This window comes from Methylophilus sp. OH31 (assembly GCF_000576615.1).
Classification (GTDB): Bacteria; Pseudomonadota; Gammaproteobacteria; order Burkholderiales; family Methylophilaceae; genus Methylophilus.
The window spans coordinates 12,812-31,474 of record NZ_BAUS01000002.1 but is presented as its reverse complement, the minus strand read 5'-3'; the positions used below and the strand labels follow the sequence as shown (position 1 = coordinate 31,474).

Genomic DNA, 18,663 nt, shown 5'->3' with positions numbered 1-18,663 from the left:
TTGACGCTGGTACAACGATTGCTTTACCCTAGGCGGATAAGGGGAGAATCAATCAATGTTAGAACAATTATTGCGCAAAAAACCAATCCAACCACATGCGCACACCGGCCTGAAGAAATGTTTAACCGCCTTTGACCTGGCCTTATTAGGCATAGGCGGTGCCATCGGCACTGGCATCTTCGTACTCACCGGCATTGCCGCCGCCACGCAATCAGGCCCTGCCGTTGTACTATCCTTCATTATTGCCGCTATTGCTGCGGGTTTTGCCGCGCTCTCTTATGCCGAGTTATCGTCGTCCATAGGTGGCTCTGGCAGCGCCTATGGCTATAGTTATGTGGCATTTGGTGAGTTTGCCGCCTGGATGATGGGCTGGATGCTGCTACTCGAATATGGCGTAGGTGCCGCCGCCGTAGCCAATGGCTGGTCGGGCTATTTTGTAAATACCTTGAGCAACCTCGGCTGGCAAATGCCAGAGCACCTTACCAAAGCGCCCATCCTTGGCGGCTCGATCAACCTGCCCGCCTTTGCCATTATCTGGATATTGACCTTGCTGCTCATGGTCGGCGTCAAGGAAAGTGCCCGCGCCAACAACATCATGGTGATTATCAAACTTTCCACCATTGCCATTTTCCTGGCCTTATCTGTGGGTCATATCAGCACCGCCAACTGGCAACCATTTATGCCATTCGGCTGGTTTGAAACCTTAGACAATGGCAAGAATATTGGTGTACTGGCCGGTGCCTCGCTGGTATTTTTTGCTTACTTTGGCTTTGATGCCGTGTCTACTGCTGCCGAAGAATGCCAGCAACCGCAACGCGACTTGCCTATCGGCCTGATTGCTTCGCTGACCTTTTGCACCATTATTTATATCATTGTGTCTGGCACGCTCACCGGCGTGATTCCCTATACCGAGCTCAACACGTCTTCCCCGGTGGCATATGCGTTAACCAAGCTAGGTTATACCTGGTCATCGACACTGGTCGCCACTGGCGTACTGGCCGGGCTTATTACTGTATTGCTGGTGCTGCTGTATGGCCTGACCCGCATTTTATTTGCCATGAGCCGCGACGGTTTGATTTCACCTGTGTTTTCAGCAGTGAACCCCGAACGCCAAACCCCCAGCAAAATCATCCTGATGTGCGGTATCGTGGTGTCTATCGTCGCTGGCTTTATTCCACTGGGTGAATTGGCCGAAACCGTCAATATTGGCACGCTGGCCAGTTTTATCATGGTGTGTTTTGGTGTCATGCGTCTACGCAAAACCCACCCCGAACTTGCACGCCCGTTTAAGAATCCGTTTAACCCACTGATTCCGGTTGGCGGCATTATCTCGTGCGCGGCACTGATGTCCTTTTTACCGGCAGAGACCTGGCACCGCTTTATCTCCTGGGCCGTCATCGGCGTGATTTTTTACTTTGTTTACTCGCTGAGACATAGTAAGTTACGCGCATAACCATCGCCGCCAATAAAAAAGCCGACTAATCAGTCGGCTTTTTCGTATCACAGCAAGGCTGGAATTACAGAGACAACACCCAATCAACGATGGTTTTGATGTCTTCGTCTTTCACTTGTGGGCTGTTTGCAGGCATAGGGATATTACCCCAAACACCAGCACCACCTTTTTTCACTTTTTCAATCAGCTTGGCTTCAGCCGTTTTGTCGCCTTTGTATTTTGCTGCAACATCTTTGTATGCAGGGCCTAATACTTTGGCATCAACACTATGACATGCCAGGCAACCACTTTTTTGTGCCAGTGCTTTAGCTGCAGCGGCGTCAACAGCGTGTGCTGAACCTGCCGTCAACAAAGTCGCTGCTGCGATTGCGGATAATAAAACTTTCATGCGATCTCCTTGAATATCCTCTAAACAAATAGAACCCCGTAATGCAATTCTCATGCATGTGGCATATTACCTGACCAGTCAAAATCTACAATAGAAAAACCGTTAAAACCAACGGTGATTCACATAATTTCAACCGGTTTGGCGTTTTGCCAACAAGCTAAAAACGCACGTGCAACGCTACGGTTGACACGCGTCACAATAACGTTACAAGGTCTCGATCGAGTATTCCGCACTGAGGACATGCTTACGTCCCGGGTTAATCACCACCATGTTGTCCATGGCATTGGTGGTTTCCACACAAATAGTTTTGCGCCATTCATCGCCCACGCCCATATCGCCCATGGCACCGGCTTTTTCAGCACCCGGGTTCCACACGACGGTGGTATCACTGCCAGACTTGGAGACATGGATAATACGGTTAAAGCCGCTATCATGAATGGCACAATCAGAACTGTGATGCACATAGACACGGTCATACTCTTTACCGTCAAATGTCAGCGCGTTGTGCTCCACGTTGCGCTCGTACTTGAGTAACTTATCCAGGTAGACCAGGTCTTGCATGCCAGTGATTTTAACGTTCGATAAATCGCTGACATTAAAGTAAGTGTGAAACGCTTCACTGATCACAAACGGATGTTCCGCCAGGTTGGTGGTGGCCAGGTCAATACGCAAACGGCGACCGATAGTGATCGTCAAGGTCAGTTCATAGGGGTAAGACAGTTGACGCTGGGCTTCTGGGGTTTGCTGCATTTCGAGAATAATGCGCGTGGCACCGGTAGGCGTTGCATCAATATCCATTACGCGCCAGGGAATTACGCGCGCAAAGCCGTGCGGACACAGCGTGCTGTCAGTGGGGTGTGCGCCAAACCATGGCCAGCAGATAGGTGTACCACCACGAATGGAACGACCTTTAACATAGCGCGCATTGCTGGAGAGCCATAACACCGGGTTCGCCAGGAATTTGGGTTGCCACTGCATGACATGCGCGCCTTGCAAGGCAATTTTGCCGGTCGCCAGCGGGTTATCAATTTCCAGATACTGCAAACCATTTTCGTCCTGCCATTGGGTGACATGCGCATGCAAAGTCATGCGCTTGGTCATTTCCATACTGTTGGCCAGGATACTACATTCGTCGCTCATTACTTCCCTCTCTCAATCTGCGCTACATCACGCACCGCACCTTTGGCCGCGCTGGTACTCATGGCGGCATAGGCACGCAAAGCTGGCGAAACCACACGCTCACGATTCAATGGCTTCCAGGCATCCCGGCCTTTGGCATCCATCTGGCCGCGGCGATGTGCCATTTCCTCGTCACTAATGACCAGGTGTATCGTCCGGTTCGGGATATCGATCTCGATGGCATCGCCTTCTTGCACCAGGCCAATCGCACCACCTTCGGCCGCTTCCGGCGACGCATGGCCAATACTCAAACCGGAGGTTCCGCCTGAAAAACGGCCATCCGTGAGCAAGGCACACGCTTTGCCCAGGCCTTTGGATTTCAGGTACGAAGTGGGGTACAGCATCTCTTGCATGCCAGGCCCACCGCGTGGACCTTCATAACGAATCACCACCACATCACCGGCGACGATTTCATCATTCAAAATACTTTCTACTGCGGCATCCTGACTCTCGAACACACGGGCGCGGCCGTTAAATTTAAGAATGCTGTCATCCACGCCTGCCGTTTTTACAATACAGCCATCTAGTGCAATATTGCCGTAGAGCACGGCCAAACCACCATCTTGTGAGTAAGCATGCGCTTTGTTACGGATGCAACCATTTTCGCGGTCATCATCCAGCTCAGGCCATAACATACTCTGGCTAAAGGCAATCGTGGTCGCAACGCCACCAGGCGCGGCACGGAAAAACTTTTTCACTTCTTCATCTTGCGTGGTGACGATATCCCATTTGGCCAGCGCATCGCCCATACTAGGACTATGAACGGTTGGCACATCAGTATGGATGACACCGGCACGATTGAGTTCCGCTAAAATGCCCATCACACCACCAGCACGATGCACATCTTCCATATGATACTTGCTGGTTGCCGGGGCAACTTTAGACACGCAAGGCACCTGACGTGAAATACGGTCTATGTCTTTCATGGTGAAATCCACACCCGCTTCATGCGCAGCGGCCAGCAAATGCAGCACAGTATTGGTTGAACCGCCCATGGCCACATCCAGGCTCATGGCATTTTCAAACGCCTGCATGGTCGCAATACTACGCGGCAATACGCTGTAATCATCTTGCTCGTAATGGCGCTTGGCAAGTTCCACAATCAGGCGGCCTGCCTGCAAAAACAACTGCTTACGCGCTGCATGCGTCGCCAGCGTAGAACCGTTACCTGGCAAACTTAAGCCCAGTGCCTCGGTCAGGCAGTTCATGGAGTTAGCGGTAAACATACCAGAACAGGAACCACAGGTAGGACAGGCAGAGCGCTCAATCTCAGCTACTTCAGCATCGCTGACATGGCTATCAGCCGCTTCTACCATGGCATCGACCAAGTCCAGCTTGCGCACATTGCCCTGCCAGTTCACTTTACCAGCTTCCATCGGGCCGCCAGACACGAACACCACCGGGATATTCAGGCGCAGTGCCGCCATCAGCATACCGGGGGTGATTTTGTCGCAGTTGGAAATACACACCAGCGCATCAGCACAGTGGGCGTTGACCATGTATTCCACGCTGTCAGCAATCAGGTCACGGCTAGGCAAGCTATACAGCATGCCGCTATGGCCCATAGCAATACCGTCATCCACGGCAATGGTATTAAACTCTTTGGCAACCCCGCCCGCCTTCTCGATCTCACGGGCGACCAGTTGGCCCATATCTTTTAAATGGACATGACCTGGCACAAATTGCGTGAACGAGTTGGCCACCGCAATAATCGGCTTGGAGAAGTCTTCATCTTTCATACCGGTGGCACGCCACAACGCGCGAGCACCAGCCATGTTACGACCTTGCGTGGTCGTGTGAGAACGGTATTTAGGCATGAGAAACACTAGGATTGTCGTTAAAATCTTATTTTAACTGAATCCGCAGCCGCATGCGCGCCTGAAACAGGTTTGTTACATTCAGGTGAACAAGCGATGCCTTATGCACTGCTAGCAGCAGCGCTTAATCCCGGTCCACTTTTGGTCTTGCCACTGCTTGAAGAATTCAGCACGTGAAAGCGGCGCATGTGCCTCTGGCTGCCCGGCGTGCGTGTCTGCATAATGGGCCAGATAACGCTCATAAGCATCATCCCCAGAGAGCTGGCGTATCCGCTGCCAGGTTTGCTTTAACCAATACGTACGCATTTCGCCTCCTTAAACCAAGCGTGAAGCAACATAAGCCACCTCACTCGACGGCCTGACCGGCTGTCCGGCAAAATAGCGACGACTCATTCTGGCCATATCCAGCACCACGACCCATAACATGGCGACAAAAAATAATGTTAACCAGGCATCCAGTTGCTGGTTAAAAATTAACTGTGGTGCCACAGCGGCTTTTTCTGGCGGCAAAACGCCGTCAGCCAGTTTTTGCGACAAATCATTTGCTGCCGCAAAAAAGCCGACGCGGATATCGCTACTGAAGACTTTTTCGTAGGCCGCCGTCGTGGTAATCGCCAGCAGCCAGATCAATGGCAAGCCGGTAATCCATGCCTTGCTTACTTTACCGGATTTAATCAATACACCGGTTGCGACGGAGAGCGCAATCGCCGCCAGCATCTGGTTGGCAATGCCAAATAAGGGCCACAGAATATTGACACCACCATTCGGGTCAATGACGCCGATATAAAGAAAGTAGCCCCAGCCAGCCACCACCAGCGCACTAGTAAGAATCACCGAAGGCGTGTAAGAGGTTTCACCTAGTTTGGGATGCAGATTGCCCAGCATATCCTGTAGCATAAAGCGACCCACGCGCGTACCGGCATCCAGCGTGGTGAGGATAAAAATGGCTTCAAACATGATGGCAAAGTGGTACCACAAGGCCAGCAGATGTTCGCCAAACACCGTGCCTAAAATACTGGCCATGCCCACGGCAAGGCTGGGGGCACCGCCGGTGCGGGCAAACAAGGTACTTTCGCCCATCGCGCTGGCTAAATGCTGCATCTGCTCAACGGTTACCTGATAACCCCAGCCGCTGATGGTATTCACCGCATCCAGCGCTTCTTTACCAACCACACCGGCCGGACTGTTGATCGCGAAATAGACACCCGGCTCCAGCACAGTAGCGGCGATCATGGCCATAATCGCCACAAAGCTTTCCAGCAACATGGCGCCATAACCAATCATGCGGATATCACCTTCACTGGTGATCAACTTGGGCGTTGTGCCGCTGGCGATCAGGGCATGAAAGCCTGAAATCGCCCCGCAAGCGATAGTAATAAACACGAACGGAAATAATTTACCGCCAAAGATCGGGCCGGTACCGTCAATAAAAGGCGTGATCGCAGGCATATGGATTTCTGGCCGCAACCATAAAATCGCAATGGCCAGCATAAACACCGTCCCCAGCTTCATATAGGTAGACAAATAATCACGTGGTGCCAACAATAGCCACACCGGCAACACAGCCGCCGCAAAGCCGTAGGCAATCACGCTAAACGCCAGCGGCAGGCCTTCATGATCAAACATGGCCGCCAACACCGGGTGATGATCTATCCAGCCGCCAAAGACGACAGATGCCAGCAATAAAATCACCCCCAGCAAGGAGGCCTCAAGCACGCGGCCAGGACGCAAATAGCGCATATAGACGCCGACCAGCATGGCAATCGGAATCGTGGCTGCCACGGTGGAGGTTCCCCATGGGCTGTGTTTCATGGCATTCACCACGACCAGGCCGAGCACGGCGATCAGGATAATCATGATTAAAAATGTGCCTATCATTGCCGCCGTACCGCCAATTGCCCCGATTTCGTCACGCGCCATCTGCCCCAGGCTACGCCCATTGCGGCGGGTAGACAAAAACAGTGTGACCACATCCTGCACTGCGCCGCCCAGCACCGCGCCGATTAAAATCCATAATGTGCCCGGCAAGTAGCCGAATTGCGCCGCCAGAGTCGGCCCTACCAGCGGACCCGGCCCGGCAATCGCCGCAAAATGGTGGCCGAATACCACCCAGCGGTTGGTTGGCACATAATCGCGTCCATTGTTCAAGCGTTCCGCTGGCGTCGCCCGTGTGGCATCAATGGCCAGCACATTGGCCGCAATCCAGGCTGAATAAAAACGGTAACCGATCAAATACACGCACACCGCGGCCGTAATCAACCACAATGCATTTAATGACTCCCCTCGCGCCATAGCGACATGCGCCAGTGCAGCTGCCCCCAACAAGGCCACACTGGCCCAGCCTGCACGACTCCAAAAAGCTTTCATAATGATGGCATTCTTTCCTGTTTTTTTAATGATTTGCACTGTAACAAAAAGCCTCACTGTGCGCAAAAAACACCATGAGTCACCAACACCTGTTGCGGTGGTGCAACGGCACTGCTGTGGTGCACAAAAGCACCTGTGCGCATTAGTACACCAGGGCTAAAAATCATGGAATTATTGTTTAAAATCATTGCATTAACAAAAACTCACCAACTGGCATGCAGATTGCTAAATTGAAGTAGCGAAATTTTTCCATGAGTATCAATGAGACCCGCCAGCCCCAACATGCCAGCCCCACCTTTCTCAAAGCCACGCATCATCCTGAGCATGGAGGACCAGAAGCTGGTCGACTCCGCCAAGGATATTTTGATGCACCAGCGCGACCTGAGTGAAGAACAAGCGTATTCTTTATTATCCGAAATGGCTGACAAACGCAAAACCGGCATGGCCGACATCTCACTGCAATTAATCAATATCACTAAACGGCTGACCGTTTAAAGCTGCCCGCTCACCGCCCATCTCACAAACCTCCAATAATTTTTTTGCGGGCTCTTGCAGGAAAAAAGAGTTTCGGTATAATGCGGCCTTCGTTGCAAGGCACGGGTGCTTAGCTCAGTTGGTAGAGCGTCGCCCTTACAAGGCGAATGTCAGCGGTTCGACCCCGTTAGCACCCACCACCTCCCTGCCTGCACATTTCAAATCAATCCCCGCTCGCTAAACGAAAACGTTTCCTGCCTGGCCACAATGATGTGATCAAGCACCTTGATATCCACCAGGTTTAAAGCGTCTTTCAAACTGATGGTCAATTGTTCATCAGCACGACTAGGCTCAGCATTACCCCCTGGGTGATTATGGCTCAATATCACTGCTGCCGCATTTAAGGCCAGTGCACGCTTCACGACCTCTCGCGGATAGACACTGGTTTGCATCAAGCTGCCTTCAAACAAGGTTTCATAAGCAATCAGGCGATTCTGCGCATCCAGAAACATCATGCCAAACACTTCGCGCTGCAGATGCGACAATTGCAACTGCAAATAATCCTTGACCTGCTTGGGCGAGCGAAAACTATCTTTTTGCTGCAAGGCTTCACCCAGCGCACGCTTGCTCATCTCGAGCACCGCCTGCAACTGGCAATATTTGCTCGTGCCCATGCCCGGTACCGCCGTCATCTGCTGCACATCCGCAGAAAACACGCCATTCAGGCTTTGAAAATGCTGTAACAGATCACGCGCCAGATCCACAGCGGTTTTGCCAGTCATGCCGACACGCAAAAAAATGGCCAGCAACTCCGCGTCTGACAGCGCTGTCGCGCCAGCCCGTAATAACTTCTCGCGTGGACGCTCTTGTTCGGGCCAATCAGTGATTGCCATCGCGCCTCCCGCTTACTTTGACCAGCCAATTTCACGCGCGGTGGGCCTGCCGATCACCACAGCGTCCAGATTTTTGGCCATGCGCGCGTTCTGTGCCGTTTGCGGCACTTTGCCTGCCATGACTTCGGCCATTGCCTGAGGATAGCGCGGTTGCGCATAAGGCTCGGCATAGCCTTGCGGGAACAAAGGCAGACTGGTGTTCAGGTCATATTTATCCGAGGCGCTCAAGGTATGCAGCAATTCATGGCTGATAATGACGGCATTGGTGGCATGCTGACTGTTTTCGGCAAACAGATTAACTCGGCCAATGCGGCCTTTGTGCAAAGCGGTGGAATGCAATAAATGGCGATGCTGTGACGGGTCGTGATACAGCAGATACAGTTTGATATCGACGGGCACACCTACCTCAGGCTGATGGCGCCAGCTAAACCATCGAAACTTAAGGCTCCACAGGATAATATCCAATAATTGCCCATTGACCGCTGGTGGCGCGGGAGGGATATCGTGAATTTCAGGCCCTAAATAAACCGTCACAGGTCGACGCAAAGACAATTGATACTTCAGTGCTTCACGCGAAAAAAACTGCGCAATAATGTCAAAGTCCTGCGCACGCAAGCTGGCAATATAGGTATCCACCACGGGAGCACCATCAGCATTGACTGGGTATACCGCCACGTTCAAGGGCTTGCGCCATTGCAAGGTGAGATATTCTTGCCAAAGCTGCATCAATGCAGTCAGCACCACAACCACCCAGAACAAAATCCTGACTAACTTTATCATGTGCCCCACCCCATGGATGACCCGATGTTAACATTTTTAAAGAAAATGCTACATAGCTGAGAAATGGCAATTGCATGTGGTTTACAGTTAAAATGCAGCCATGATTCCAACGCACTCACATTCCCGCCATCTACTGCTAGGCGTGACTGGCGGCATTGCCGCTTACAAGACGGCAGAACTGGTGCGCTTACTGGTCAAACAAGGCCATAGCGTACAAGTGGTGATGACAGAAGCAGCGACGCATTTTATGACGCCCACGACCTTGCAGGCATTGTCCGGCAACCCGGTGTTTATCGACAGCTGGGATCAACGCATTCCTAACGGCATGCCGCACATAGAGCTCAGCCGCAAAGCGGATGCCATTTTAGTAGCGCCAGCCAGCGCAGACTTTCTCGCCAAACTGACACATGGTTTTGCCAACGATTTACTCTCCACATTATGCCTCGCACGTGAGTGCCCACTCCTGGTAGCACCAGCAATGAACAGGCAAATGTGGGAGAACCCTGCAACACAGCGCAACATCGTGCAACTGCAACAAGACGGCATCACGATATTAGGCCCTGATAGCGGGGAACAGGCATGTGGTGAGGTTGGTCAAGGCCGGATGTTGGAGCCAGAAAACTTGCTGGAGGAGGTCAACAGCTTTTTTACGCCCAAATGGTTAACTGGTAAAAAAATCATGATCACGGCGGGTGCCACACTGGAGAAACTGGACCCGGTGCGCGGCATCACCAACTTGAGTAGCGGAAAAATGGGCTATGCCCTGGCGCAGGTCGCCATGCGCATGGGCGCGGAAGTCACATTGGTATATGGTCATGCGAGCGCCACGCGCCCGGCAACCAGCCATGCCTACTTTACCAGTAGCGCACAAGACATGTACCAAACCGTGATGCAACATATCGCCAGCCAGGACATATTTATTGGGGTCGCTGCCGTTGCTGACTACAGACCTGATGTTTCCTCTGAGCAGAAAATCAAAAAAAGTGAGGAAACACTTACCGTTAACCTCATAAAAAATAAAGACATTCTGGCGGATGTTGCTTCTTTACCCAACCCACCCTATTGCGTTGGCTTTGCTGCAGAAACAGAACAAGTAGTCGATTATGCCAAGCAAAAAAGACTGGCGAAACGCATCTCCATGATCGTGGCCAATCACGCCAATACCGCCATGGGCAGCGACCAGAACGCAGTCACCATCATCGACGAACACGGCGAATATGCACTGGGCACAGATGACAAAATTAACATTGCATTCAAACTCTTAACGCACCTTAAAAGCCAATTTGATCCAAGCTAATTAAATCGGTCATTCTCAGTATTTTCATGAAAATACTGAGACCTCCAAGCTTACACTCAGCTTACAATCGCGCAGTCTATTTTTAGCACTGAGAATTACAATGCGCGCACCTCGTTTTACGCCCTTATACATCGCCCTTTCTGCTGCCTTTGGCAATATGCCACAAGCCATGGCGGACGAAGAAAAAACCCTCACACTTTCGCCGGTAGTCGTCACAGCTACCCGTCAGGCACAAAACAGCTTTGACTTGCCTGTGGCCATTGATGTGGTTGAGCAAAAGAATATCAAAGACGGCCAGTTGCAAATGAACCTGTCCGAAAGCCTGATTCGCGTGCCTGGCATCACGGCACAAAACAGGACACAGCAAGCACAAGATCCACAAATCTCCAGCCGCGGCTTTGGCTCACGTTCATCCTTCGGTGTACGCGGCATCCGCGTCTATGTCGATGGCATTCCCCTCACCATGCCAGATGGCCAGGGCCAGCCTGGGGTTGTAGACCTGTCATCGATCAAAAGCATTGAAGTCATGCGCGGCCCGTTCTCATCCCTCTACGGCAACTCATCCGGCGGTGTGATTCAGATGTTTACGCAAGACGCGCCAGCCACACCAACAATTGGTGCTACCACGATGTTTGGTAGCTATGACACTAAACGCAATGTGCTGGAAGCTGCGGGACAATTAGAAGGGTTGGAGTATTCATTGAATGTATCCAACTATGAATCTGACGGCTACAGAGCCAATAGCTCAAGTAATAAACAAATGGCGACCGCCAAATTCAAATTTAATTTGAACGAAGACACCAAAGTCACAACGCTGGTGAACTGGTTTGATCAGGAAGCACAAGATCCGCTGGGGCTAGACCGTGCAAGAGCTTTTTCTAACGGCACACGAGATAAAGTTGTCCCTGCTGCCTTATTTGCGAACACCAGTGTTAAACGTGACCATACGCAAGTTGGTTTTAACATCGAGCATGCGTTTAACGAAAATAACAAAATCAGCTTTATTCCCTACGTAGGCAGTAGAAATAATGCTCAGATTCTAACAACAACCGCAACCGCTACAACTCTCGCCTCGACCAGTTCAAGACTCAGCGAAATCAATAGAGAGTTTTACGGTGCAGACTTAAGATGGGACAACAAAGGCAGCCTAGGCAACCTTCCTTACCAAATAACTTTGGGGTTGAATTATGGAAAGTCCACAGACGACCGCAAAGACACCAATCTTTTGCGTTTAGGTTCAATGGTGAACACGCCTAACAGACTAGAACAGAATATCTCTAGTAACTTCGATCAATATTTACAAGGCAATTTAAGCATTACGCCCAATCTTGATTTGCACGCTGGCGCACGTCACACCAAGGTGAAACTGGAGGTCCAAGACAACTTCATTACCGGCACTGGCTCAAACGGTGATAACAGTGGAGATGTTGAGTACCAGAAAACCACTCCGGTGATCGGCATTATCTGGAAAGCAACTGAGAAGTTAAACCTCTATGCTAACGTTGGCAAAGGCTTTGAAACGCCTACTTTCATTGAAGCGGCTTTTGACAATGTCACTGGCGGTGTAGCAAGTAAACCCAACCTGTCACTGAAAGCCGCAGAAAGCACCAATATTGAATTAGGCGCAAAAGCATTTATCACCGACGACATCAGAGCCAACGTCACTCTATTTAAAGTGGACACCGACAATGAAATTGTGACCCGTCAAACTGTTTCAGGGCGTTCAAGCTATCAAAATGCAGGCAAAACAAAAAGAACAGGCATTGAGGCTTCGATTGATGCAAATTTGGACAACAACATCACCGTATTCGCTGCCTACACATTACTCAATGCAAAATTCGATGACCCTTTCGTGACAGTGATTAACGCAGCAGGCGCAACCGGTCCCGTCAACTCAGGCAACCGCATCCCTGGCACTTATAAGTCACAAGTGTATGGGGAAGTCGCTTGGAAACATCCTAGCCTTGGATTTTTCTCGGCACTCGAAGGCCGCCATAATAGCCAAGTCTACGTGAACGATATCAACACAGACAAAGCGCCTTCTTACACCATATTCAATATCCGTGCAGGATTTCAACAAAACCTGACCAACTGGCGATTTAAAGAATACATACGTATTGAAAACATTACCGATAAGGATTACATCGGCTCTGTACGCGTGAATGACGGTAACGGCTTATTTTTCGAGCCAGCTGCCGGTCGTAACTATCTGTTGGGCTTGAGCGCACAGTACAAGTTCTAAATATCACCACTCTTTGTAAAGCCAGCAACTGCTGGCTTTTTTGTTGCCGACTAATTATCGTAATCAGTGATTTTCGGTCACATTTCGTGTTTAATAGCGCAATCTTTTTCTGGAGTATGCAGCATGTCGATTACCGTAGACCTCAAGATTCTTGACCCCCGCCTGCATCACATGATGCCTAACTACGCAACGCCTGGCTCAGCCGGGTTGGATTTACGTGCCTGTATTGAGCATACGCAAACCATACAGCCGGGCGAGACCATCATGATTCCGACAGGCATGGCGATTCATATCGACAATGCTTATTATGCCGCCATGATCTTGCCGCGCTCAGGTTTAGGCCATAAACATGGCATTGTGCTTGGCAATCTGGTTGGATTGATTGACTCGGACTATCAAGGACAATTGCTGGTTTCATGCTGGAACCGCAGTAAAGAGCCGTTTATCCTGAACCCGATGGAACGGGTGGCGCAGATGGTAATCGTGCCTGTTGTGCAGGCAGATTTTCATATTGTGGATGAATTCACCAGCAGCGAACGGGGTGAAGGTGGCTTTGGCAGCACGGGCAAGCACTAAATTATGAGAAAAATTACAATAAGCGCTTGATTTGTGCATACGATTCAATCTATAATCTCGCTCTTTCTGAAAAGATAAAAGTATTTGGAGACAACCATGGCACGTGTATGTCAGGTAACCGGTAAAAAACCAATGGTGGGCAACAATGTTTCTCACGCACAAAACAAAACAAGACGTCGTTTCTTGCCTAACTTGCAAAACCGTAAGTTTTGGGTTGAGAGCGAAAACCGCTGGGTAAGCCTGCGCATTACCAACGCTGCTTTGCGTACGATCGACAAAAATGGTATCGACGCTGTGTTGGCTGATTTGCGTGCTGCTGGCGAAAAAATCTAACTCGCGACATTTAGTCAGCAAAGGATATTATCATGCGTGAAAAAATCAAATTGGAATCCAGTGCTGGTACAGGTCATTTCTATACCACCACAAAAAACAAACGTACTATGCCAGAGAAAATGGAGATCAAGAAATTTGACCCAGTAGCTCGTAAGCATGTGCTGTACAAAGAAACTAAATTGAAATAATTTCAGTTTCCAGCATTAATAAAAAAGCCTGCAATCGCAGGCTTTTTTATTTTGGTCGCTATACCAACCTTCCCATTATTCTGAAGCCAGATTTAAAGCTGCCTGACCGGAAATAATACGCACATCCTGCTGTGAGTATGGGATCTGAATATTATTCGCTTTAAAGCGCTGCCAAATCTCGTAATAAACCTCACTCTGCAGCTTGGCGGTCGCCTCCTCGGGATTAAGCACCCCTACCGCCAACTGTAAATCAATGCCATTCTGGCCGAATGATTTAATAATCACCTCCACAGCAGCTTCATCCCTTAGTGTACGCTCATGCGACCGACCAATCTCTTGCAATAGCTTGATGGCCAAATCCAGATCACTTTCATAAGAGATTTGGACTAAAACAGGCACCTTCGCTTTATGGGCTGCAGAAGTATGATTAATCACCACATCTGTGATCATCGTTTCGTTAGGAATGATGAATTCAGTTCCATCCAGCTTGCGTAAAACAATATAACGCGACCGCAACTCTTTGACGATGCCATAGTAACCGCGAATCGTCACAATATCGCCCATATGCAGCGACTTATCCATGAGGATAATAAAACCACTCACATAATTGCTGGCGATCTTCTGCAAACCAAAGCCAAGCCCTACACCAAGCGCACCGCCAAACACAGACAGCATGGTGACATCCATGCCTACAGCCGCCATCGACATCAGCAAGGCAATGACAATGGCCACCATACGCACCAGCTTGACCATAATGACACGCCAGTTACTATTGATATTCTCTGAGGCCATCAGCCGCAGTTCTATCATGCGACTTAACCACAAGGCAACCAGCATAGTGATGACGATGGTGAGCCCGCCCTGGATCAGCAGCAACAGGTTTAACTTCTGCTTGCCAACACTAAACGTCACATCCTCCAGAATCTGCAAGGCAGGATCCAGGAAGCCGCTGATATGCAAAGCCACCACCACCCATACAACCCATGCGATGACCCGCTCAAACGAATGCAACCAGGCGCTCGGTGAGAACACATAGCGCAAGACGTAAATCAGGCTACGAATAATCACCATCGCCAGCAGCATGCGCGCTGCAAGTCGCAACAAACCGACATGCATAAAGCCTTCAAGCGAATAGCGTGCAATGACCAGCAACAGAAAAGCCACAAACGGGAAAAACAGGCGCTCAATGCCACCCAACAACATTTTATAAACAGTGTTTACTTTGCCGGCTGCAATTTGCTTGCGCAGGTGCCAATTGAGTAAACCGCTCACGGCCAGAATCACGCCAAATACAAACAACTGCCACAAAGCAGAGACCGTGCTCAGGTCCTGAACAATTTCTTTCCAGAGAATATTAATATCGTTATCCATCATAGATTTTTATAACAAAAAGATTGTGGCCAGGCCGAGGAAAATCATGAAACCACCGCTATCGGTCAACGCAGTAATCAACACACTGGAGCCAACGGCCGGGTCCCTGCCCATCTTGTTCATGACCAATGGAATCATGACGCCGATAATGGCCGCCAACAACAAATTCAAGGCCATCGCCGCCATCATCACTAATCCCAATGCGGCATTGTGGTACAACCAGAACGCAATCAGACCGAGGACACCGCCCCATAGCAAGCCATTCATGAGCGCAACACCCATTTCCTTTTGCAGTAATGATTTCATGTGATAGCCGGAAATCTGGCCCAAGGCCAAACCGCGTACAATCATGGTGGTGGTTTGGTTACCTGAGTTGCCGCCAATACCAGCCACAATAGGCATCAATGCAGCCAGTGCCACAATCTTCTCGATACTGCCTTCAAACAAGCCAATCACACGTGATGCCACCAATGCGGTCACCAGGTTAATCGCCAGCCAGGCCCAACGGTTTTGCACAGACTTCCAGATGGAGGCAAAAAAGTCTTCTTCTTCGCGCAAACCGGCCAAAGACAGCATGTCTGACTCAGCCTCTTCACGAATAATATCCATCACCGTATCCACCGTAATCCGCCCGACCAGCTTGCGGTTATTGTCGACCACCGGCGCCGTCACCAAGTCATAACGCTCAAACGCCATCGCTGCCTGATCGGCCATATCCTCGGGGTGGAACACCACGGCATCTGTCGACATAATGTCGCCGACACGGGTCTCCGGATCATTCAAGATAATGCGCTTCAGGGGCAACACCCCTTGCAGGATGTCGTCGCGATTAATGACGAATAATTTATCCGTATGGTCAGGAAATTTTGGCAGCCTGCGCAGGTAGCGCAACACGACTTCCAGCGTGATATCGTCACGAATCGTCACAATATCGAAGTCCATGATGGCACCGACGGTGTCATCAGGATAAGAAAGCGCAGATTGCAAACGCTCGCGATGTTGCGTATCCAGACTGTAAAGCAAGTCCTGCAACACGTCTTTTGGCAAGTCAGGTGCCAGGTCTGCCAGCTCGTCAGTGTCCAGTTGCTCGGCAGCTGCCAGCAACTCATCACTATCCATGTCCGCAATGAGGGTTTGACGAACAGCGTCGGAGGCTTCAAGCAGAATTTCGCCATCACGATCGGCTTTCACCAGATCCCAGACCATTAAACGGTCATCTAATGGTAGCGATTCGAGGATATAAGCCACGTCAGCCGGATGTAACTGATCCAGCTTATGCTGCAGAATATTCAGATTTTGCTTGTGAACCAGGTTCTCTACCAGATCATGCTTAGGCATATCTTGCCGATGCACGACATGTTCGACCAGCTTGTGCTTATCCAGCAAGTGGATCACCTGCTGCAAAGTCTCGCTCAGGCTTTCCTTGCCCTCGGTCACTTTCTCATCTTGTTCGCGAATTTCTGTCATGCATGATCCAATATTGAGCAGGCGTTATTTTTGCAGGTATCATTGTACAAAGCGTTGATGACACTACCTAGAGTTTTTATGCAAAAGCAGTTGATATTATTGGGCACCAAAGGCTGCCACCTTTGTGAGGATGCAGAGCGGCTATTGCAGGAGCTCAATCTACCTTACCAATACCTAGACATCATTGATGACGAAAAATTGCTGCAGCACTATGAAATTAGCATTCCCGTGCTACTTTTCGCATCAACCGACAATACAAATGAGCTGTGCTGGCCCTTTAACACGGAAATGATTAGCCATTGGTTAATGCATAACGAATAGAGGGGGTTTAGAAAATAAAAAAGCCAGCGAAAGCTGGCTTTTTTATTGATGCGTCTGTCTTATTCTGCTGCTGGTGCTTCGGCAACTTCTGGACGATCTACCAATTCAACGAATGCCATTGGCGCATTGTCACCTTGACGGAAACCACATTTCAGAATGCGCAGGTAACCGCCATTACGTGCATTGTAACGTGGACCCAGTTCACCGAACAACTTACCTACGATGTCACGGTCACGCAGACGGCTGAACGCCAGACGACGGTTTGCCAATGTAGGTGTTTTACCCAAAGTGATCAATGGCTCTGCATATTTACGCAGCTCTTTTGCTTTAGGCAAAGTTGTTTTGATCACTTCGTGACGCAGCAAAGAGGTCACCATGTTGCGGAACATGGCTGCGCGGTGGCTGCTGGTTCTGTTCAATTTACGATTGCTATTACCGTGACGCATAGTAATTTCCTTAAGTATTTATCTGATCAGAAATTAAGCTTTTTCCAGACCAACAGGTGGCCAGTTTTCCAGCTTCATTCCCAGTGTCAGGCCTTTAGAGGCCAACACGTCTTTAATTTCGTTCAATGATTTTCTACCCAGGTTAGGCGCTTTCAGCAATTCGTTTTCTGTACGCTGAATCAAATCACCAATGTAGAAAATATTTTCTGCTTTGAGGCAGTTGGCAGAACGCACTGTCAGCTCCAGGTCATCGACCGGGCGTAACAGGATTGGATCTACCTGAGGTGCAGCTTTCACTTCAACATCAGCAGAAGCACCTTCCAGATTTGCAAACACGGACAACTGACCAATCAGGATACGCGCAGCATCACGAATCGCCTGCTCAGGCTCGATAATGCCGTTAGTCTCAACATCCATAATCAGTTTGTCGAGGTCAGTACGCTGCTCAACACGTGCGCTCTCAACATGGTAGCTCACTTTGTTGATCGGGCTGAAAGAAGCATCCACCATCATAAAGCCTAATACGCGATCTTCATCGTTGGCTTTTTGACGGGCTGGAACAGGCTGATAACCACGGCCCATTTCAACTTTCACTTCCAGGTTCAACTTACCACCTTTGGTGATGTTTGCCAGGATGTGGTTCGGATTAACGATCTCAGCATCATGACCAACTTCAAAATCACCAGCTGTCACAATACCTTCACCAGTTTTGTTCAATACCAAAATGGTTTCGGTTTTGTTGTGCAGCTTTAAGGCAACACCTTTCAGGTTCAGCAAGATGTCAACAACGTCTTCCTGCACACCTTCAATAGTGGAGTACTCATGTACAACACCATCGATTTTTACTTCAGTAATGGCAAAACCCGGGATGGAAGAAAGCAATACTCTTCTCAACGCATTACCCAAGGTATAGCCAAAGCCACGTTCCATTGGCTCTAAAGTCACACGTGCACGCAGTGGAGTAATCACTTCAACGTCCACAACACGTGGCTTCAAATAATCTGTAGGGTTATTTTGCATACAACTCCTTGAAGTAATTGGGTAGTAACAAGTAATCCTTAGCCTAAGCTA

General features: G+C 49.8%; 19 protein-coding genes and 1 tRNA gene. 9 read left to right on the top strand and 11 right to left on the bottom strand.

Going from position 1 to position 18,663, the window contains the following annotated elements:
• The first annotated feature begins 55 nt into the window (after positions 1-55).
• The gene (locus OH31_RS01820) at positions 56-1,453 is read left to right on the top strand and encodes an amino acid permease (protein WP_024929384.1); all 1,398 of its coding nucleotides are present in this window, start codon (positions 56-58) and stop codon (positions 1,451-1,453) included.
• Positions 1,454-1,517: 64 nt separating this feature from the next.
• On the opposite strand, the gene OH31_RS01815 is transcribed toward OH31_RS01820, so the two are convergent.
• The 5 genes from OH31_RS01815 to OH31_RS01795 form a co-directional block, all read right to left on the bottom strand.
• Complete coding sequence (locus OH31_RS01815) at positions 1,518-1,841, bottom strand: c-type cytochrome (protein ID WP_024929383.1); 324 nt, start codon at positions 1,839-1,841, stop codon at positions 1,518-1,520.
• Positions 1,842-2,045: 204 nt separating this feature from the next.
• Positions 2,046-2,981, bottom strand: coding sequence for a D-hexose-6-phosphate mutarotase (locus OH31_RS01810; protein WP_024929382.1), 936 nt, complete (start codon positions 2,979-2,981; stop codon positions 2,046-2,048).
• Positions 2,981-4,837: a dihydroxy-acid dehydratase gene (gene ilvD, locus OH31_RS01805; protein WP_024929381.1), complete on the bottom strand. Its 1,857-nt coding sequence runs from the start codon at positions 4,835-4,837 to the stop codon at positions 2,981-2,983. Before ilvD ends, OH31_RS01810 begins: the two co-directional genes overlap by 1 nt.
• 111 nt (positions 4,838-4,948) lie before the next feature.
• Entirely contained in the window at positions 4,949-5,143 is a 195-nt protein-coding gene (locus OH31_RS01800) for a YbdD/YjiX family protein (protein WP_024929380.1), read from the bottom strand.
• Between the two features lie 9 nt (positions 5,144-5,152).
• Positions 5,153-7,204 carry a carbon starvation CstA family protein gene (locus OH31_RS01795; RefSeq protein ID WP_024929379.1) on the bottom strand — a complete coding sequence of 684 codons (2,052 nt, stop codon included), beginning with the start codon at positions 7,202-7,204 and terminating at the stop codon, positions 5,153-5,155.
• A gap of 261 nt (positions 7,205-7,465) precedes the next feature.
• Here OH31_RS01795 and OH31_RS01785 point away from each other — a divergent pair, with 261 nt between their 5' ends.
• Positions 7,466-7,699, top strand: coding sequence for an ANTAR domain-containing protein (locus OH31_RS01785; RefSeq protein WP_242402168.1), 234 nt, complete (start codon positions 7,466-7,468; stop codon positions 7,697-7,699).
• Between the two features lie 103 nt (positions 7,700-7,802).
• A tRNA-Val gene (locus OH31_RS01780) sits at positions 7,803-7,878 on the top strand.
• Between the two features lie 18 nt (positions 7,879-7,896).
• Here OH31_RS01780 and radC read toward each other — a convergent pair.
• Together radC and OH31_RS01770 are read right to left on the bottom strand one after the other, a co-directional pair.
• The gene (gene radC / locus OH31_RS01775; protein WP_024929378.1) at positions 7,897-8,571 is read right to left on the bottom strand and encodes a DNA repair protein RadC; all 675 of its coding nucleotides are present in this window, start codon (positions 8,569-8,571) and stop codon (positions 7,897-7,899) included.
• Positions 8,572-8,583: 12 nt separating this feature from the next.
• Complete coding sequence (locus OH31_RS01770; RefSeq protein ID WP_024929377.1) at positions 8,584-9,351, bottom strand: hypothetical protein; 768 nt, start codon at positions 9,349-9,351, stop codon at positions 8,584-8,586.
• Between the two features lie 100 nt (positions 9,352-9,451).
• Here OH31_RS01770 and coaBC point away from each other — a divergent pair, with 100 nt between their 5' ends.
• The 5 genes from coaBC to rpmG all read left to right on the top strand — a co-directional run bounded on the left by coaBC (position 9,452) and on the right by rpmG (position 13,987).
• The gene (gene coaBC / locus OH31_RS01765) at positions 9,452-10,648 is read left to right on the top strand and encodes a bifunctional phosphopantothenoylcysteine decarboxylase/phosphopantothenate--cysteine ligase CoaBC (RefSeq protein ID WP_024929376.1); all 1,197 of its coding nucleotides are present in this window, start codon (positions 9,452-9,454) and stop codon (positions 10,646-10,648) included.
• Between the two features lie 100 nt (positions 10,649-10,748).
• Entirely contained in the window at positions 10,749-12,890 is a 2,142-nt protein-coding gene (locus OH31_RS01760; protein WP_024929375.1) for a TonB-dependent receptor, read from the top strand.
• 123 nt (positions 12,891-13,013) lie between these two features.
• Positions 13,014-13,466 carry a dUTP diphosphatase gene (gene dut, locus OH31_RS01755; RefSeq protein WP_019881252.1) on the top strand — a complete coding sequence of 151 codons (453 nt, stop codon included), beginning with the start codon at positions 13,014-13,016 and terminating at the stop codon, positions 13,464-13,466.
• A gap of 96 nt (positions 13,467-13,562) precedes the next feature.
• Positions 13,563-13,799 (top strand): 50S ribosomal protein L28, encoded by a 237-nt coding sequence (rpmB, locus tag OH31_RS01750; RefSeq protein ID WP_018986249.1) that lies wholly within the window; start codon positions 13,563-13,565, stop codon positions 13,797-13,799.
• 32 nt (positions 13,800-13,831) lie between these two features.
• On the top strand, positions 13,832-13,987 hold the full coding sequence (gene rpmG, locus OH31_RS01745) for a 50S ribosomal protein L33 (RefSeq protein WP_011478679.1): 156 nt from the start codon (positions 13,832-13,834) through the stop codon (positions 13,985-13,987).
• 75 nt (positions 13,988-14,062) lie between these two features.
• Here rpmG and OH31_RS01740 read toward each other — a convergent pair whose 3' ends face one another.
• Both OH31_RS01740 and mgtE read right to left on the bottom strand, forming a co-directional pair.
• Positions 14,063-15,361 (bottom strand): mechanosensitive ion channel family protein, encoded by a 1,299-nt coding sequence (locus tag OH31_RS01740; RefSeq protein ID WP_036298549.1) that lies wholly within the window; start codon positions 15,359-15,361, stop codon positions 14,063-14,065.
• Positions 15,362-15,367: 6 nt separating this feature from the next.
• Positions 15,368-16,825 (bottom strand): magnesium transporter, encoded by a 1,458-nt coding sequence (gene mgtE, locus OH31_RS01735; protein ID WP_019881250.1) that lies wholly within the window; start codon positions 16,823-16,825, stop codon positions 15,368-15,370.
• A gap of 78 nt (positions 16,826-16,903) precedes the next feature.
• Between mgtE and OH31_RS01730 the strand changes: the two genes are divergently transcribed.
• Positions 16,904-17,146, top strand: coding sequence for a glutaredoxin family protein (locus OH31_RS01730; RefSeq protein ID WP_024929373.1), 243 nt, complete (start codon positions 16,904-16,906; stop codon positions 17,144-17,146).
• Between the two features lie 59 nt (positions 17,147-17,205).
• Here OH31_RS01730 and rplQ read toward each other — a convergent pair whose 3' ends face one another.
• Both rplQ and rpoA read right to left on the bottom strand, forming a co-directional pair.
• Positions 17,206-17,592 carry a 50S ribosomal protein L17 gene (gene rplQ, locus OH31_RS01725; protein WP_019881247.1) on the bottom strand — a complete coding sequence of 129 codons (387 nt, stop codon included), beginning with the start codon at positions 17,590-17,592 and terminating at the stop codon, positions 17,206-17,208.
• A 33-nt stretch (positions 17,593-17,625) separates the two neighbouring features.
• On the bottom strand, positions 17,626-18,612 hold the full coding sequence (gene rpoA / locus OH31_RS01720; RefSeq protein ID WP_019881244.1) for a DNA-directed RNA polymerase subunit alpha: 987 nt from the start codon (positions 18,610-18,612) through the stop codon (positions 17,626-17,628).
• Between the last annotated feature and the right edge of the window lie 51 nt (positions 18,613-18,663).

Bases quoted from the DNA above. Each gene is read 5' to 3' on its own strand.
- OH31_RS01820 (WP_024929384.1), top strand. From the start codon at position 56: ATGTTAGAACAATTATTGCGCAAAAAACCAATCCAACCACATGCGCAC.
- ilvD (WP_024929381.1), bottom strand. From the start codon at position 4,837: ATGCCTAAATACCGTTCTCACACGACCACGCAAGGTCGTAACATGGCT.
- rpoA (WP_019881244.1), bottom strand. From the start codon at position 18,612: ATGCAAAATAACCCTACAGATTATTTGAAGCCACGTGTTGTGGACGTT.
- rpmG (WP_011478679.1), top strand. From the start codon at position 13,832: ATGCGTGAAAAAATCAAATTGGAATCCAGTGCTGGTACAGGTCATTTC.
- OH31_RS01795 (WP_024929379.1), bottom strand. From the start codon at position 7,204: ATGAAAGCTTTTTGGAGTCGTGCAGGCTGGGCCAGTGTGGCCTTGTTG.
- rplQ (WP_019881247.1), bottom strand. From the start codon at position 17,592: ATGCGTCACGGTAATAGCAATCGTAAATTGAACAGAACCAGCAGCCAC.
- OH31_RS01785 (WP_242402168.1), top strand. From the start codon at position 7,466: ATGAGACCCGCCAGCCCCAACATGCCAGCCCCACCTTTCTCAAAGCCA.
- OH31_RS01810 (WP_024929382.1), bottom strand. From the start codon at position 2,981: ATGAGCGACGAATGTAGTATCCTGGCCAACAGTATGGAAATGACCAAG.
- OH31_RS01760 (WP_024929375.1), top strand. From the start codon at position 10,749: ATGCGCGCACCTCGTTTTACGCCCTTATACATCGCCCTTTCTGCTGCC.
- radC (WP_024929378.1), bottom strand. From the start codon at position 8,571: ATGGCAATCACTGATTGGCCCGAACAAGAGCGTCCACGCGAGAAGTTA.
- OH31_RS01800 (WP_024929380.1), bottom strand. From the start codon at position 5,143: ATGCGTACGTATTGGTTAAAGCAAACCTGGCAGCGGATACGCCAGCTC.
- OH31_RS01730 (WP_024929373.1), top strand. From the start codon at position 16,904: ATGCAAAAGCAGTTGATATTATTGGGCACCAAAGGCTGCCACCTTTGT.
- OH31_RS01770 (WP_024929377.1), bottom strand. From the start codon at position 9,351: ATGATAAAGTTAGTCAGGATTTTGTTCTGGGTGGTTGTGGTGCTGACT.
- OH31_RS01740 (WP_036298549.1), bottom strand. From the start codon at position 15,361: ATGATGGATAACGATATTAATATTCTCTGGAAAGAAATTGTTCAGGAC.
- mgtE (WP_019881250.1), bottom strand. From the start codon at position 16,825: ATGACAGAAATTCGCGAACAAGATGAGAAAGTGACCGAGGGCAAGGAA.
- rpmB (WP_018986249.1), top strand. From the start codon at position 13,563: ATGGCACGTGTATGTCAGGTAACCGGTAAAAAACCAATGGTGGGCAAC.
- coaBC (WP_024929376.1), top strand. From the start codon at position 9,452: ATGATTCCAACGCACTCACATTCCCGCCATCTACTGCTAGGCGTGACT.
- OH31_RS01815 (WP_024929383.1), bottom strand. From the start codon at position 1,841: ATGAAAGTTTTATTATCCGCAATCGCAGCAGCGACTTTGTTGACGGCA.
- dut (WP_019881252.1), top strand. From the start codon at position 13,014: ATGTCGATTACCGTAGACCTCAAGATTCTTGACCCCCGCCTGCATCAC.